The organism is Duganella rhizosphaerae, assembly GCF_040364205.1.
GTDB classification, from domain to species: domain Bacteria; phylum Pseudomonadota; class Gammaproteobacteria; order Burkholderiales; family Burkholderiaceae_D; genus Rugamonas; species Rugamonas rhizosphaerae.
Map to the genome: position 1 here is coordinate 601,058 of NZ_BPWK01000002.1, position 14,603 is coordinate 615,660.

A 14,603-nucleotide genomic window follows, 5' to 3' on the forward strand; every position below is an offset into this window, starting at 1 on the left:
CTCATTGCCCCAGCATGACGATGCGCACGCGGCGGTTCTCCGGCGCGCCCGGCATGGCGGGATTGAGCAACTCGCTGGAACCCTTGCCCTCGGTGACGATGCGCTTGGCGTCGACATGTTGTTGCACCAGTGCCCGCTTGACCTGCTCGGCGCGCTGGGCCGACAGGCGTTTGTTGTAGGCCGGCTTGCCGTTGCCGTCGGTATGTCCTTCGACCAGGAAGTGCAGCGGCAGCAGTTCCGGCGTCTGCAGCGCCTGCGCCAGGTTGGCCAGCAGCTTCATGCTGGCCGGCAGCACGCGGTCGGAATTGACTTCGAACTGGATGGCCAGGTTAATCGACGGTACCGGAGCGGGCGCCGGCGGCGGTGTCGCCGCGCTGGGCGGCGTGCTGGGCGCAGGCGCCGCGCCGCCCTCGGGCAGGGTGTTGATTTCGACGGCGAGATTGCGGGTCTTGCGCGGCGCCGTTGGCGCCGCAGCCGGCGCGCCGGCGGGGCGGGCGGTCAGCGCGTCTATCATTTGTTGGGTGGTGGGGGCGGCGGGAACGGCGTCCTGGGCCAGTGCGGCGGTGCTGGAGACCAGCAGTAATGCGTGCAAAAATAGCGATAGCCATTGTTTGTTCGACATGAAAACCCCCGCAGGAAGTGATGTCTGTATTGTACTGAAAATTCATCTCAGTCAATTCTTCTTTGCGGGAAATCGAGAAATATTCTGTCGAAGTGTGCAATTTTGCAGACGAAAAAAAAGCCGCATAAGCGGCTAGATTTCCGTGCTCGGCCTGACGACAGCTTGCGGATATGTGCGCGCCATCGGAAGATCCTCAGCAGTTTCAAAGTACACGCTGCAAATGCCCTCCGCACCCATATAGATCAAAGCGTGACTCTCCGAATTAAAGAGGTTCATTACACTCTGGAAGAACGACGGTGCCACGACGTGGTCCTCGTAATATTTCTCTGTCTGGGCCGCGGAACTCCTCATCGCTCTTTCGATTTGCCCAGCCAACTCAGTATTGATAGATCTTAGCAGGTCGGTGGTGGCAAGGCTCATGTCGATGTCACCAGCATTTTCGTTATGAGATGTCGTTCCTGAATGAAACGCAACCAACTTCAATTTGCAATGGGCCAGCTGCAAATCCACATCTGCTGTCCCGTGCGGCTCACGATGCTTCAAACCGAGATCGGCTATCCCCTTTTCCCATCCAAGCCTTATCTCGGTGTCGTTGCTTCCGTTGTAATGCCCCACTGCCATTCCCAATAATTCGCCGCGTGGCGAATAAACTTCGACCGCGAAACCTCTGCAGAACACCAGCCCGTAAATCGCGGCCACGGCAGGCCATTGTGATACCGGGATGAATACGCCGTCGCCCGCTGGCACGTGAAACAAACGCTTACCTCGGAACTTATCCGGGGTAGGAACAACGTATCGGGAATCGTCCGTGATGACACTGGACGACGAGCTGCTGCTGGATGACGAGCTACTGCTGGATGACGAGCTACTGCTGGATGAGGAAGCGCCGGAACTTGACGGCTGAGAAGGTCCTCGGGATATCGAGTACGAACGATGAAGAACGCTCGGGGTTTGTATGGATGTGAGGGATGTTGCTGAGCTGGTTGAACTTTGTATGAGTGGAGTAAGGTTCATTGGCGATTGCGTCGAGTGCCATATCGGTCGCCTGCGATATATCTGCGTTGGCCCTCTGCTTCGCGTCTGAAGTACCGTGCTGGAGACAGACGACATAGGCGCCCGTAGTAATCCAGGAGCCTTTTTTTGTAAGGCCTCCAAAGCCTGCTTGGTCATGCTCATCGCTGTATCCTCCCGAGTGATAACGATTTCCGCTGCGTTAATATTTTCATAAATACATAATTTACGCAATAACAAATGTTCCGCTGGCCGGCTGCCTGTTCAGCAGCGGCGACTGGAGCCATTTTTCGAGGGGGGAAGGACGGATGGTGTCGCAAGGAAAAACGTGAGGACGAAAAAAATGCCTGTTTCCCTAGGAAAACAAGCACTTATTTCAAGAAACGAATTCTGTGGGGTGGCTGATGGGGCTCGAACCCACGACAACAGGAATCACAATCCTGGACTCTACCAACTGAGCTACAGCCACCACTGATTTACTTCACTTTGTCTGCTGTTTCGTAGACAGGTGTCGAATTATACAAGCCAGTTTTGAATCCTGCAAATCTAAATGCGAAGTTTCTTCAAAAAATACCAGATTGTTTAAACGGCCACTTTTTCCACTGGTGGATGCAGGCCCAACAGGTTGGCGAAGGCCGGCGCCAGGGCGCTGACGGCCGCCGTGGTGTAGCCGCGCAGCGAGGCGGGCGTCTCGGCGTCTCCGCGCGCCGGGCGCAGCAGGCCGGCGGCGCCCAGCAGGCGCACCAACTGGCGGGCCACGGCGTCGCCGGTATCGATCAGGGTCACGTCCGCGTGGCCATGCGCTTGCAGCACCCGTTCTATGCCGGCCTGGACGAAGGGGTAGTGGGTGCAGCCCAGCACCAGCGTATCGGCGCCCTGGTCCAGCAGCGGCGCCACGTATTGCTCCAGCAGCGCGGCGATGGCGGGAGTTTGCAGGTCGCCCAGCTCAATCTGGTCGACCAGGCCGACGCACGGTTGCAGCAGGAACTCCGCCTGGGTGGCGGCGCTGATCTGCTCGCGCAGTTGCAGGAATTTGTCGCCCTTGAGCGTGCGCGCCGTCGCCAGCACGCCGACCTTACCGCTGCGCGTGGCGGCCGCGGCCGGCTTCAGGCCGGGCTCGACGCCGACCACCGGCAGTTCTGGATGGCGCGCCCGCACCGCCTTGATGGCGGCCACGGTGGCGGTGTTGCAGGCCACCACCAGCGCCTTGATGCCGCGTTCCAGCAGGAAGGCGGCGACCAGCAGCGCGCGCTCGACCACGTACTCTTCGGTTTTTTCGCCGTACGGCGCGTGGCCGGAATCGGCGAAGTAGATCAAGTCTTCCGCCGGCAGCTGCGCCCGGATGTGGCGCAGCACCGACAGCCCGCCCACGCCGGAGTCGTAGACACCGATCGGAGCTTCGGGAGAGCGGGCGGCGTGCATCAGGCAGTGACGACCGGAACGTTCAGCGCTTCGATCTTGGCTTTCCATTCCTTCGGACCGGTTTCATGCACCGACGTACCGGCGGCGTCGACCGCCACGGTGACCGGCATGTCGACCACGTCGAACTCGTAGATCGCTTCCATGCCCATGTCGGCAAAGCCCAGCACCTTGGCGCCCTTGATCGCCTTCGACACCAGGTAGGCCGAACCGCCGACCGCCATCAGGTAGGCCGACTTGTGCTTCTGGATCGATTCGATCGCCACGGGGCCGCGCTCGGCCTTGCCGATCATCGCGATCAGGCCGGTTTTTTCCAGCATCATGTCGGTGAACTTGTCCATGCGGGTGGCGGTGGTCGGGCCGGCTGGGCCGACCACTTCGTCGCGCACCGGATCGACCGGGCCGACGTAGTAGATCACGCGGTTCTTGAAGCTGACCGGCAGTTCCTCGCCCTTGGCCAGCATGTCCTGGATGCGCTTGTGCGCGGCGTCGCGGCCGGTCAGCATTTTGCCGTTCAGCAGCAGGGTCTGGCCCGGCTTCCACGAAGCGACTTCTTCCTTGGTCAGCGTGTTCAGGTCGACGCGCTTGGATTTTTCGGTGTCCGGCGCCCAGCTGACGTCAGGCCAGGTCGACAGCGGAGGCGGCGTCATGTAGGCGGGACCGGAGCCGTCCAGCACGAAGTGGCCGTGGCGGGTGGCGGCGCAGTTCGGGATCATGGCGACCGGCTTGGAGGCGGCGTGGGTCGGGTAGGTCATGATCTTCACGTCCAGCACGGTGGTCAGGCCGCCCAGGCCTTGCGCGCCGATGCCCAGCGCGTTGATGCGGTCGCACAGTTCGATGCGCAGTTCTTCCAGCTTGTTCTGCGGGCCGCGCTGCTTGAGCTCGAACATGTCGATGTCTTCCATCAGCACTTCCTTCGCCATCAGCATCGCCTTCTCGGCGGTGCCGCCGATGCCGATGCCCAGCATGCCTGGCGGGCACCAGCCGGCGCCCATGGTCGGCACGGTTTTCAGCACCCAGTCGATCAGCGAATCGGAAGGATTCATCATGATCATCTTGGATTTGTTTTCCGAGCCGCCGCCCTTGGCCGCGACCTTGACGTCGACGGTGTTGCCTTCGACCAGTTCCATGTGGACCACGGCCGGCGTGTTGTCCTTGGTGTTCTTGCGGTCGAAGTGCGGGTCGGCCACGATCGAGGCGCGCAGCTTGTTGTCGTCGTAGTTGTAGGCGCGGCGCACGCCTTCGTTGACGGCGTCGGTGACGGTGCCGGAGAAGCCCTCGAAGCGCACGCCCATGCCGATCTTCAGGAAGACGTTGACGATGCCGGTATCCTGGCAGATCGGACGCTTGCCTTCGGCGCACATGCGCGAATTGGTCAGGATCTGCGCGATCGCATCCTTGGCGGCCGGGCTTTGCTCGGCGTCATAGGCGCGCGCCAGATGCTGGATATAGTCGGCAGGATGGTAGTAGCTGATGTACTGGAGCGCGGCGGCAACGGATTCGATCAGGTCTTCTTGCTTTATGATGGTCATGATGTTCTCGCGTGGGTTTGAGGGATGCTTAGTGGGATTCGTTGTGGGTCAGCGTGGTGATGCGGTCGGTATAGGAGATCGCCAGGGCCGACAGCAGGAACACCGCGTGGATGCCGGTTTGTGCGATCAGCGTCTTTTCATCGTAGACGCTGGCATTGATAAAGGTCTTCAGCAAATGGATGGACGAGATGCCGATGATGGCCATCGCCAGCTTGGTCTTCAGCACGGAGGCGTTCACGTGCGACAGCCATTCCGGCTGGTCCGGGTGGGTATCGAGATTCATGCGCGAGATAAAGGTCTCGTAGCCGCCGATGATGACCATCACCAGCAGGTTGGAGATCATGACGACGTCGATCAGTCCGAGCACGACCAGCATGATGGTGGTTTCGTTGAGCTTGACTGGCACCGGCGCGTTTGGCACGGCGACGGCCTGGAAGATGTGCTGCAGCGCGGACTCGTTGCCCAGTATGGCGCCGATCAAGTCTTTCAGCTCGACCCAGAAATGGAACACGTAGACGCACTGCGCCAGGATCAAGCCCAGGTACAGCGGCAACTGGAGCCAGCGCGTCATGAAGATAAAGGCGGGCAGCGGTCGCAGCTTCGGTGGTGGCTTGGTCATTACGGCGGGACTCCTTGAATTGGTGCAGACTAATGGGATGCCGACATTTTACACGTGCTGCTCAGCAATCGCAGCGGCGTGTGGCTACTACGTATGGTTGATGAAATATTGGTAAAATTGCATAGGGCATTACATCCTCCGCCGGGGATCACCAATCTGTAAGGGCTCAGTAAGCGACGAAGTTTATGTTTATGGCAAACGAATTCAAACACTGGAGACACGTATGAGCAGCACTACCACCCAACAAGGTCCACAGGAATCCCGCGTCTTTACACCCCCGGCGGAGTTTGTGGCGCAGGCCACCGTGGCCGGCATGGAAGCCTACAACGCGCTGTGCGCGGAAGCGGCGGCCGACTACGAAGGTTTCTGGGGCCGCCTGGCGAAGGAAAACCTGGTCTGGCAAAAGCCCTTCACCAAAGTCCTGAACGAAGCCGACGCGCCGTTCTACAAATGGTTTGAAGACGGCCACCTGAACGTCTCGTACAACTGCCTGGACCGCAATCTGCAAAACGGCAACGCCGACAAGACCGCCATCATCTTCGAGGCGGACGACGGCAAGTCGGTCAACGTCAGCTACAAGGAATTGCACGAGAAGGTCTGCAAATTCGCCAACGGCCTGAAATCGCGCGGCATCAAGAAGGGCGACCGCGTGATCATCTACATGTCGATGTCGGTGGAAGGCGTGGCTGCGATGCAGGCCTGCGCGCGCATCGGCGCCACGCACTCGGTGGTGTTTGGCGGCTTCTCCGCCAAATCGCTGCAAGAGCGCATCATCGACGCCGGCGCGGTGGCCGTGATCACCGCCGACGAGCAACTGCGCGGCGGCAAGCACTTGCCTTTGAAAGCCATCGTCGACGAAGCGCTGGCGCTGGGCGGCTGCGACACCATCAAGGACGTGATCGTCTACAAGCGTACTGGCGGCAACATCAACTTCCAGGCGGGGCGCGATCTGTGGCTGCACGAGCTGGTCGCCAGCCAGCCTGCAGAATGCGAGCCGGAGTGGGTCGATGCCGAGCATCCGCTGTTCATCCTGTACACGTCGGGCTCGACCGGCACGCCGAAGGGTGTGCAGCATTCGAGCGGCGGCTACCTGCTGTGGGCCGCGCTGACGATGAAGTGGTCTTTCGACATCAAGCCTAGCGATGTGTACTGGTGCACGGCCGACATCGGCTGGGTGACGGGCCACAGCTACATCGCCTACGGTCCGACGGCGGTGGGCGCGACGCAAGTGGTATTCGAAGGCGTGCCGACTTTCCCGAACGCCGGCCGCTTCTGGGACACCATCGCCAAGCACAAGGTCAGCATCTTCTATACTGCGCCGACGGCGATCCGTTCGCTGATCAAGGCGTCGGATGTGGATCCGAAAGTGCATCCGAAAAATTACGACCTGTCGTCGCTGCGTTTGCTGGGCACGGTGGGCGAGCCGATCAATCCGGAAGCGTGGATGTGGTACTACACGCAGGTGGGCGGCGAGAAGTGTCCGATCGTCGACACCTTCTGGCAGACCGAGACCGGCGGCCACATGATCACCCCGCTGCCGGGCGCGACGCCGATGGTGCCGGGTTCGTGCACCTTGCCGCTGCCGGGCATCATGGCGGCCATCGTGGACGAGGCTGGTGTGGATGTGCCGAACGGGCAGGGCGGCATCCTGGTCGTCAAGCGTCCTTGGCCTTCGATGATCCGCACCATTTGGAACAATCCTGAGCGGTTCAAGTCGAGTTACTTCCCGGAGGAGCTGGGCGGCAAGATGTACCTGGCTGGCGATGGCGCGATCCGGAACAAGGATACGGGTTACTTCACCATCACCGGGCGTATCGATGATGTGCTGAACGTGTCGGGTCACCGCATGGGCACGATGGAGATTGAATCGGCGCTGGTGGCCAATCCGCTGGTGGCTGAGGCTGCGGTGGTGGGCAAGCCGGATGACACGACGGGTGAATCGATCTGCGCGTTTGTGGTGCTGAAGCAGGCGCGTCCGACTGGGGATGAGGCCAAGAAGCTGGCGTTGGAGTTGCGCAATTGGGTGGCCAAGGAGATTGGTCCGATCGCCAAGCCGAAGGAGATTCGTTTTGGGGATAATTTGCCGAAAACGCGTTCGGGCAAGATCATGCGGCGTTTGCTGCGGGTGTTGGCCAAGGGCGAAGTGATTACGCAGGATGTGTCCACTTTGGAGAATCCGGCGATTCTGGAGCAGTTGAAGGAAGCTTCCTGAGGTTGGGGAAATAAACTTTGTACTCTTGGGAATGTTTGCTATAATTCGCGGCTTCTCCGGAAGGGGAAGGAAATGCAGGAGAGGTGGATGAGTGGTTGAAGTCGCACGCCTGGAAAGCGTGTATAGGTTCATAGCCTATCGGGGGTTCGAATCCCCCTCTCTCCGCCAAGGATACAATTCAGCAAGTCCAAAGGCGTCCAAAAACGTCGCAAAAAACCGCCTAAGATCTTGAATCTAGGCGGTTTTTTTGTTTCTGGACGCATCAGGACGTCTCCCGACATCCACCTCCAGAAAGTGCAGGTTTGGGGGCTCCAGCTCAACAGGTGCGGCACGGGTGCCCCCAAAACTTAAAAAAAGGACTATATTGATCTTTACAGCAGGCCGCATAGGAGGTCGCCATGCCCAAGATCATTACTCCTCTGACAGACTTACTCGTCCGTAACGCCAAGCCGCGCGAGAAGCCGTACAAGTTGTTCGACGGTGACGGGATGTACCTGGACGTCGCGCCCACCGGCTCCCGCATCTGGCGATTTAAGTTCCGCCAAGCCAACGGCAAAGAAAACACGCTGACGTTCGGCCCTTATCCGGAAATCACCTTGCACGAAGCGCGAGAAAAGCGCCTGGCGGCCCGCCGCCTTCTGCTGCAAGGGATAGATCCGGCCAAGCACCGCGATGACGCCAAGCGCCTGCTCAAGGAAAAGGCATCCAACACGTTCGAGAAGATCGCCCGCGAGTGGCACGCCAATAAAGTGCCGACGTGGAGCGACCGAACGGCCAAGAACACCATCCAGCGCCTGCAAGCGGACATCTTCCCGGCAATTGGCCGCATGCCTATCGATGAGATCAAGCATCGCGACCTGATTGTCGTGTTGCGCAAGATCGAAGATCGCGGCGCGAACGAAGTGGCGCACCGCCTGAAAGCCGTGTGTTCGCAAATTTTCAGCTATGCGATCCAGTGCGGTTTTATCAGCCAGAATCTTGTATCCGATATGAAGGACGTGCTGAAAACTGTACGCACTGGGCATTTCGCCGCCATCGATGCCGATGAACTGCCACAGTTCCTTACCATACTGGAGCGGAACGAGGCACGCATGTTCGCGCCGACGCGGATCGCACTCCGCCTGATGCTTCTGATCTTTGTGCGGACCAGCGAGTTGATCGAAACGCCCTGGAGCGAGATCGACCTGGAGCGCGGCGAATGGATCATTCCCTGGCAGCGCATGAAGCGCGGCAAGCTGACCGTCAATCCGGACATGACCAACCATCACGTTTGCCTGTCCCGGCAGGCATTGGCATTGCTGCGCGAATTGCATGACATCACCGGGCGCAGCAAGCATCTATTCCCGAACCAGCGCGATCCGCAGAAACCGATCAGCAACAACACGATTTTGGTCGCGCTGGGGCGCATGGGTTACAAGGGGAAGATGACTGGTCACGGGTTTCGGGCGCTAGCGATGAGCACGATCAAGGAGCGCTTGGGATACCGGCATGAGGTCGTGGACCGGCAGCTGGCGCATGCGCCGAAGGACAAGGTCGCCAGCGCTTACGACCGCGCGCAGTTCCTTGCCGAGCGACGCAAGATGATGCAGGACTGGGCTGATTATATTGACGCGATCAGCGGAAAGGGCGCGCCGCCCAAACGGCCAAGGTTAAAGCTGATCAAAAGTGAATTGACACGGGATGACGAAGCGGGAGACCACCATGCCTAAGCGTGTTATGCCCCTCATCGAAGCGCTCATCGAGCAAGCTGCTCCGAAAGAGAAACCATATAGGCTATTCGACGGAGGCGGTCTGTATCTCGAAGTACTGCCTGGCGGAAGCAAGGTCTGGCGTATGAAGTTTCGCCGGCATGACGGCCGCGAAAATGTTCTCACTTTCGGCCATTATCCTGAAGTTGCCATCGACAAAGCTCGCGAACACAGGCTCACCGTGCGCCAACTGCTGAAACAGAAGCAGGATCCTCGACCAGAATTTAGTCGAGAAAAACTGCATCCACCACCAAAGCCGATTCCACTCGATGAAATGTTTGAAGAGCCCGAGCGACGACATGTGCAGTCGAGTATTTCGCGTGCTAGCCAGCACGCTATCCACGATCTCGAAGCTGCCTTATTCCCTTCACTGGCACGTATCCCCACCGACGATGCCCGGCGGAGCATCCAGCGGGTCGCCATCCGGCAGGCCGAGCACGCCGGGTTGCAGTCCATATCTCGCCAGCTAGAAAGCGTAGCGATAGCGCTTGTCGCAAGTTATTTGCGGAGCGGGATGAGCATGAATGAATTGGTCAGTGCGATGAAGGATACGAGGAACAGGACGCGCCGCGCTGACGATACGCCGTACACAGGCAGACGAGCCTCCAAGAATCGTCTGCAGGACATCAGGTAGGCGTGGCAACGTACGGTACACGATCCGCGCTGGTGCCGATGTTATTTCGATTTCTCCTGAGCCTGACGATGGCCAGGGCTGATCGGCGATACCTTCCTGGTGTCGCATGGTTCGAGCTGGCGGTAGGCCTGAAAGGCCGGACCACGCTGCGCGACGCGCGCGTCGATCCACTGCATCACGTCATCATGCAGCCACGCCACCGAGCGCGCCGACAGCTTCACCGGTGCGGGGAACATATGCAGTTTAATTTCGCGGTACAGCGTCGCGCGCGACATGCCGCATAGCTGCAGCACTTCGCGAATGCGGATCAAGCGACGCGTGCCTGGTACGGTTTTGGTGGTGTCCATGTTCTCCCCTTTGTTATCTCGAAAAGCCTTTAGGTAAAGTAGCCGTTTCGAGTAGCGAGGTACTTGCGGCAGCGCTATAAGTGTTGCAGAAGGGGATGGCGTACAGCATCATTCTTGCGTGGGTTAGTGCTGCTAGATTTTTTCTCGTGTCGCCCCATGCCGTGAGGTTTGGGGTTGCTAGCTAGCTTGGATGCATCGCGGAGCTTGATATTATCAAGCGAAATGGAACGAAGGTGACTAATGCAGGATAGGCTGTCGCCGGTAAATGTACTCCACTGCTTTCGCGTTAGCTCTCGGTGTGCGCTCGCGCGGAGTTGTGTGAGGGCGCCAGGATCGTTATTACTTCGGACAGCCGATCAGATGTGCAGTGAAGAGGGGGGGCAGCTTTCGCGACAAATAAATCGATGAGAATTTTAACTCGGTGATCCCGGCGCGATGCCCGGTGGAGGATAATATGCTTTTCGACGCGAAGGATCGCCCTTCGCGCAACCTGGCATCGCGCCAGGCGTAGCGCTCGTCACGCGCCCTTAGTCTCCACATTTGTTTTTAGATTGGCTTCGCCTTTGAGCGAACCTGCGATCAGCCTGGATTGGCTGCATCCATATTGCGCATCCTTCCCCAGAGGGCGATGCGCGTCACATCGTGCGCATTCACGCACCGTCCCCACCTCACGCGGCGATCTGCCGCCGCGTGCATGTCGATTCGCCGCCCTAGTCCGCGGCGCAAACCGCGCGTCGTTACTGGCGGCCTGCTGCCAGTGACGACGCGCTAGCAACCAAGCGCTATATGGGCTCCGCCACTGTTTTCTCAGTGACGGCAGCCAGTGACAGCGGATCTACCGCTATCAGCGCAGCAGAACGCTGCTTGCCAACCTTGCCCCTCGTGGGCCGACAACGTGTGCGAGGCACACCCCATGGACCCTGGGTAACTGGTCCCACCGCGATCAGGCTTCTACAAGGAGCGGATCGCGGCGCCATACGCGCATGCGGCGCGGGCAAGCAGTGAACATACCGCATACACGGGAGTGGTGTCCCGGGGCCTTTACAAACCGTCCTTGCTGCGGCAAGCACGGTGGCCAGAAACACTCACCTGACTCGATCACACCAAGTTTGATTTTAGGAGCATGCGATGCGCGACTTGAACTATCAACTCAAGCAGCTGTGCGACCGCAATCGCGATGGCAGCTATGCTACGCAGTCCGACCGTGCGCGGATACTTTCGCACGTGGCGAACCAGTTGCACGATCTCGGATATCGCCATATGAATGCTGACAGTCTACGTCCCAAGCATGTGGACGCGCTGGTGCAGCAGTGGAAGGCCGATGGCGTCAGCGTCGGCACGATGAAGAACCGAATGAGCGCCATGCGATGGTGGGCGCAGAAGATCGGCAAAGACAACATCATCGCGCGCGACAACGGCAGCTATGACATCGACAAGCGCACCTTTGTCACCAACATCTCCAAGGCCAAGGTGCTTGACGATGCGCGCCTGGCGAAGATCACGGATGTCTATACCGCGATGTCGCTGCGGTTGCAATCGGCGTTTGGATTGAGGCGCGAGGAGAGCATCAAGATCGTTCCTGCGTGGGCCGATGGCGGTGATCGACTGAAGCTCAAGGATACGTGGACTAAGGGCGGCAAGTATCGCGAGATCGCAATCCGCACGCCTGAACAACGTACGGTGCTCAATGAGTCCAAGCGGCTTGCAGCAGGCGGCAGTCTTATTCCGTCTAACCTGCGTTACCGCGATCAGCTTCAACGCTTTCGCGCGCAGTGCGATAAGGCGGGAATTCATGGTGTCCATGGACTGCGCTACAACTACGCGCAGGAACGCTACCGCCAGCTCACCGGCTGGCAATGCCCGGCGCGAGGTGGCCCCCGGTCATCTCAGTTGGAGCCGGAGCAAAGGCAGCGTGATCTCTCGGCGCGCTTGCTAATGTCGGAAGAAATGGGCCATGGTCGAGAGCAAATCACAGCGGTGTACTTGTGTTGGCGCCGACGCCAGATTGACCCATCGCGCCGATTATGCCTGACCCAGGTGCTGCCTCTGGGAGCCGCATGGGGCCTGCGTTTGCGCGAATTGGCCCGGGTCAACGAATCTCGGCCGTCTGGTTCAATTTGACGTCGGCGCCAACAGCCGGTCATACCCATGGCTTTGACCAGTTCGTCGACCGAGCGCATCGAAATGCCTTGGATATAGGCTTCCTGGATGACCGCCGTCAGGGCCTTCCCGGAAGTCCGACGGGGCTCCAAAAAACCGGGAAAATAGCTGCTGCTACGCAGCTTGGGAATTTTCAGGTCGACAGTGCCGGCGCGGGTTTCCCAGGCGCGATCACGGTAGCCGTTGCCGCTGTTGATACGTTCGTCGCTGCGCTCGCCGTAAGCCGCCTGGCACAACGCCTCGACATCCATCTCCATGAGCCTTTGCAAGGCAAATTGCAGCGTTTGTTTGACGAAATCGGCATCGGCACCCTTGGCGGCAAGTTCCGTCAACGCCATAGTAGTGGGGTCGGTCATTGCGATCTCCTCTGAGTTTGGTTGTGTTCGCAAACCCAAACCTCCCCATGAATCAGAATGGCCGCCTCATCATTGATCAAGCCTCAGCGCCGAACTCGGCATGACCTTCATACACCACGCCTGGGGACACAATCACCAGTGCAAACGTCACCCCAGACCTACTTGCACATTTGCAAAAGAAATTTCCACTACGTTACAATTGGTGACTATTTACATAGAAGTATCTGCTATGATTTTCTCAACATGAGAACGATAGCTAACGCCTTCGTGATCATTTACCGCTCTCCGAACATAATGGCTATTTGAAATATGCCGGTTACGACGGGAAACATCGTTTATTTATGAGCGAGTAATCGGGTACTATGAAATAGTAACTGGAAGATTTTAATTTTAATATTTTTTATAAACTATCGCATTGGCCCGAGTTATAAATGGCAAAATCAAAACCAACAAAATATATGAGGTTATTAAATGCGTGAATTAAGTATTTTTGAAATTGAAGAAGTGTCCGGCGCTGGCGCCGCCGACGTCATTGTCGGGGCTGGCTTGTCGCGTGCTGCTTCGGGTGCAGGTGCTGCTTTTGGTGCTGGACTTGCTGAAGGCTTTGGTGCTGGAGCTTTTCTCGGCCCTCTCGGCGCAGTAGTTGGAGCGATGGTTGGTGGAGGTTTGGCATTTTACTTGCTGCGCCCTACCAACAACAAGTAACGGCTTAAAAAACCAGCATCAAATAACATATTTAGGATATTAATTATTTCACACTTGAGTTATTTATTTGGCGGTAAATTTTTACGTCGTTTCACAATAAATATCTCAATATCGCACTTGCCGCGAAATGAAAAATTCCTACTTGTAGCTTCTGGTATTTTTGCATAGCTGAAAGCCATCGCTGTTGTTTGATGTGTTACACGAAAGGGGCACTTGCCCCTTTCGACTCTACGTGAATATGCGCTAGCGTACTGCATAAAACAAATAATTATTCCAGTGCGTAGTAATACTAGGCCATGGAAGGCCGGCATCTTTGCATTGCGGCCACAATACCATCCATGAGGCTACACTGGGAGTTGACAGGAAAACACAGAAGCGATGGTCCTGTTATAATCGGAGCCTCGTCTTAGAAACTTAAATGGATCTTTGAAGCTGTTCGGCAAACGTCTCACAAAGTGCGCCTTCGACAGTCAAGTCAGCTGGTTGCAGGTGCGCGCTATCATCCGCAATTGATTTATGTGCTTAGACAGGAACACTACTGTTGCCGTATCCGAAATTCATATAGAGCCTGGAATTTCAATTGCTCAGATTACTTATGAAACAAACCGAAAATTTATTAAAATTCAAATGAAAATTTCCAAAGTTGAATCATTAGGGTCGCCGCTTCTAAAAATTTTTGCAATTCAATCCTTACGACAGTTAGGATCTTATATTGCTGCCACCTTGATAGGTTTTTTTATTTTGCAGGCAGGTTTAATATTTTTTGGCGAGCCTATTGCTGCGCCAATAACTCTGCTGTTCGCATTTGCTGGATCATCAGTTATCCTAAGAATGACGCTTCCAGCAAGATTCCATATTGCTGCCGACTCTCCGGAAGGTTGTGCGGCGATAAAAGAGTTTCTGGAAAAAAAAATTAAAAACCAAGGTTATAACAATATATCGAGAGGCAATGGGAAAACCATCTTTCAATCCAAATTACCAGCACCGCTCAAATGGAGCGAGAATGAAATACTAATAACAGAGTCTGGCGTGACTTTGATGTTAAAGGGTCCAATATTTATAATTAGTATGTTGCATAGATATGCATCAAATATGTTACCTGGCTAATATTCTAGCATGTATATCCGCAGATGATAACGATCTGAATCTAGTGAGTTCATCAAATATTTATTAAAAATACTATTGGGAAATCGTGGTCGAGGAAAATTTTCATATCACTGCTGCACGAGTTCCAATGT

11 protein-coding genes, 2 tRNA genes and 2 pseudogenes are annotated in these 14,603 nt (G+C 56.9%); 7 read left to right on the forward strand and 8 right to left on the reverse strand.

Annotation, left to right across the window (positions count from 1 at the left end; all coding sequences use genetic code 11):
• Position 1: 1 nt before the first annotated feature.
• The 6 genes from RUGAMON1_RS06470 to RUGAMON1_RS06495 all read right to left on the reverse strand — a co-directional run bounded on the left by RUGAMON1_RS06470 (position 2) and on the right by RUGAMON1_RS06495 (position 5,203).
• Positions 2–622 carry an OmpA family protein gene (locus RUGAMON1_RS06470; RefSeq protein ID WP_445229717.1) on the reverse strand — a complete coding sequence of 207 codons (621 nt, stop codon included), beginning with the start codon at positions 620–622 and terminating at the stop codon, positions 2–4.
• A gap of 132 nt (positions 623–754) precedes the next feature.
• Positions 755–1,378, reverse strand: coding sequence for a hypothetical protein (locus tag RUGAMON1_RS06475; protein ID WP_445229718.1), 624 nt, complete (start codon positions 1,376–1,378; stop codon positions 755–757).
• A gap of 648 nt (positions 1,379–2,026) precedes the next feature.
• Positions 2,027–2,102 (reverse strand) — tRNA-His (locus tag RUGAMON1_RS06480).
• A 113-nt stretch (positions 2,103–2,215) separates the two neighbouring features.
• Positions 2,216–3,055: a glutamate racemase gene (murI, locus tag RUGAMON1_RS06485; protein WP_445229719.1), complete on the reverse strand. Its 840-nt coding sequence runs from the start codon at positions 3,053–3,055 to the stop codon at positions 2,216–2,218.
• The gene (locus RUGAMON1_RS06490; protein WP_445229720.1) at positions 3,055–4,584 is read right to left on the reverse strand and encodes a fumarate hydratase; all 1,530 of its coding nucleotides are present in this window, start codon (positions 4,582–4,584) and stop codon (positions 3,055–3,057) included. The genes murI and RUGAMON1_RS06490 overlap by 1 nt, the downstream gene beginning before the upstream one ends.
• Before the next feature lie 28 nt (positions 4,585–4,612).
• The gene (locus RUGAMON1_RS06495; protein ID WP_445229721.1) at positions 4,613–5,203 is read right to left on the reverse strand and encodes a YqhA family protein; all 591 of its coding nucleotides are present in this window, start codon (positions 5,201–5,203) and stop codon (positions 4,613–4,615) included.
• Between the two features lie 223 nt (positions 5,204–5,426).
• On the opposite strand from RUGAMON1_RS06495, the gene acs reads away from it, so the two are divergent.
• The 4 genes from acs (at position 5,427) to RUGAMON1_RS06515 (ending at position 9,797) form a co-directional block, all read left to right on the forward strand.
• A complete protein-coding gene (acs, locus tag RUGAMON1_RS06500) occupies positions 5,427–7,415 on the forward strand; it encodes an acetate--CoA ligase (protein ID WP_445229722.1) in 1,989 nt (662 codons plus the stop codon).
• A gap of 77 nt (positions 7,416–7,492) precedes the next feature.
• Positions 7,493–7,583 (forward strand) — tRNA-Ser (locus tag RUGAMON1_RS06505).
• Between the two features lie 230 nt (positions 7,584–7,813).
• Positions 7,814–9,124: a tyrosine-type recombinase/integrase gene (locus tag RUGAMON1_RS06510; RefSeq protein WP_445229723.1), complete on the forward strand. Its 1,311-nt coding sequence runs from the start codon at positions 7,814–7,816 to the stop codon at positions 9,122–9,124.
• On the forward strand, positions 9,117–9,797 hold the full coding sequence (locus RUGAMON1_RS06515; protein ID WP_445229724.1) for an Arm DNA-binding domain-containing protein: 681 nt from the start codon (positions 9,117–9,119) through the stop codon (positions 9,795–9,797). Before RUGAMON1_RS06510 ends, RUGAMON1_RS06515 begins: the two co-directional genes overlap by 8 nt.
• A gap of 41 nt (positions 9,798–9,838) precedes the next feature.
• On the opposite strand, the gene RUGAMON1_RS06520 is transcribed toward RUGAMON1_RS06515, so the two are convergent.
• On the reverse strand, positions 9,839–10,144 hold the full coding sequence (locus tag RUGAMON1_RS06520; protein WP_445229725.1) for a helix-turn-helix transcriptional regulator: 306 nt from the start codon (positions 10,142–10,144) through the stop codon (positions 9,839–9,841).
• A gap of 1,128 nt (positions 10,145–11,272) precedes the next feature.
• Here RUGAMON1_RS06520 and RUGAMON1_RS06525 point away from each other — a divergent pair.
• Positions 11,273–12,130 (forward strand): annotated as a pseudogene (locus RUGAMON1_RS06525) (phage integrase N-terminal domain-containing protein); the annotation flags it as partial.
• Between the two features lie 149 nt (positions 12,131–12,279).
• Here the strand turns inward: RUGAMON1_RS06525 and RUGAMON1_RS06530 are convergent.
• Positions 12,280–12,660: pseudogene (locus tag RUGAMON1_RS06530) on the reverse strand (transposase); the annotation flags it as partial.
• Positions 12,661–13,131: 471 nt separating this feature from the next.
• Here RUGAMON1_RS06530 and RUGAMON1_RS06535 point away from each other — a divergent pair.
• Both RUGAMON1_RS06535 and RUGAMON1_RS06540 read left to right on the forward strand, forming a co-directional pair.
• Entirely contained in the window at positions 13,132–13,365 is a 234-nt protein-coding gene (locus tag RUGAMON1_RS06535) for a hypothetical protein (protein WP_445229726.1), read from the forward strand.
• A 627-nt stretch (positions 13,366–13,992) separates the two neighbouring features.
• On the forward strand, positions 13,993–14,472 hold the full coding sequence (locus tag RUGAMON1_RS06540; protein WP_445229727.1) for a hypothetical protein: 480 nt from the start codon (positions 13,993–13,995) through the stop codon (positions 14,470–14,472).
• Positions 14,473–14,603 lie beyond the last annotated feature (131 nt).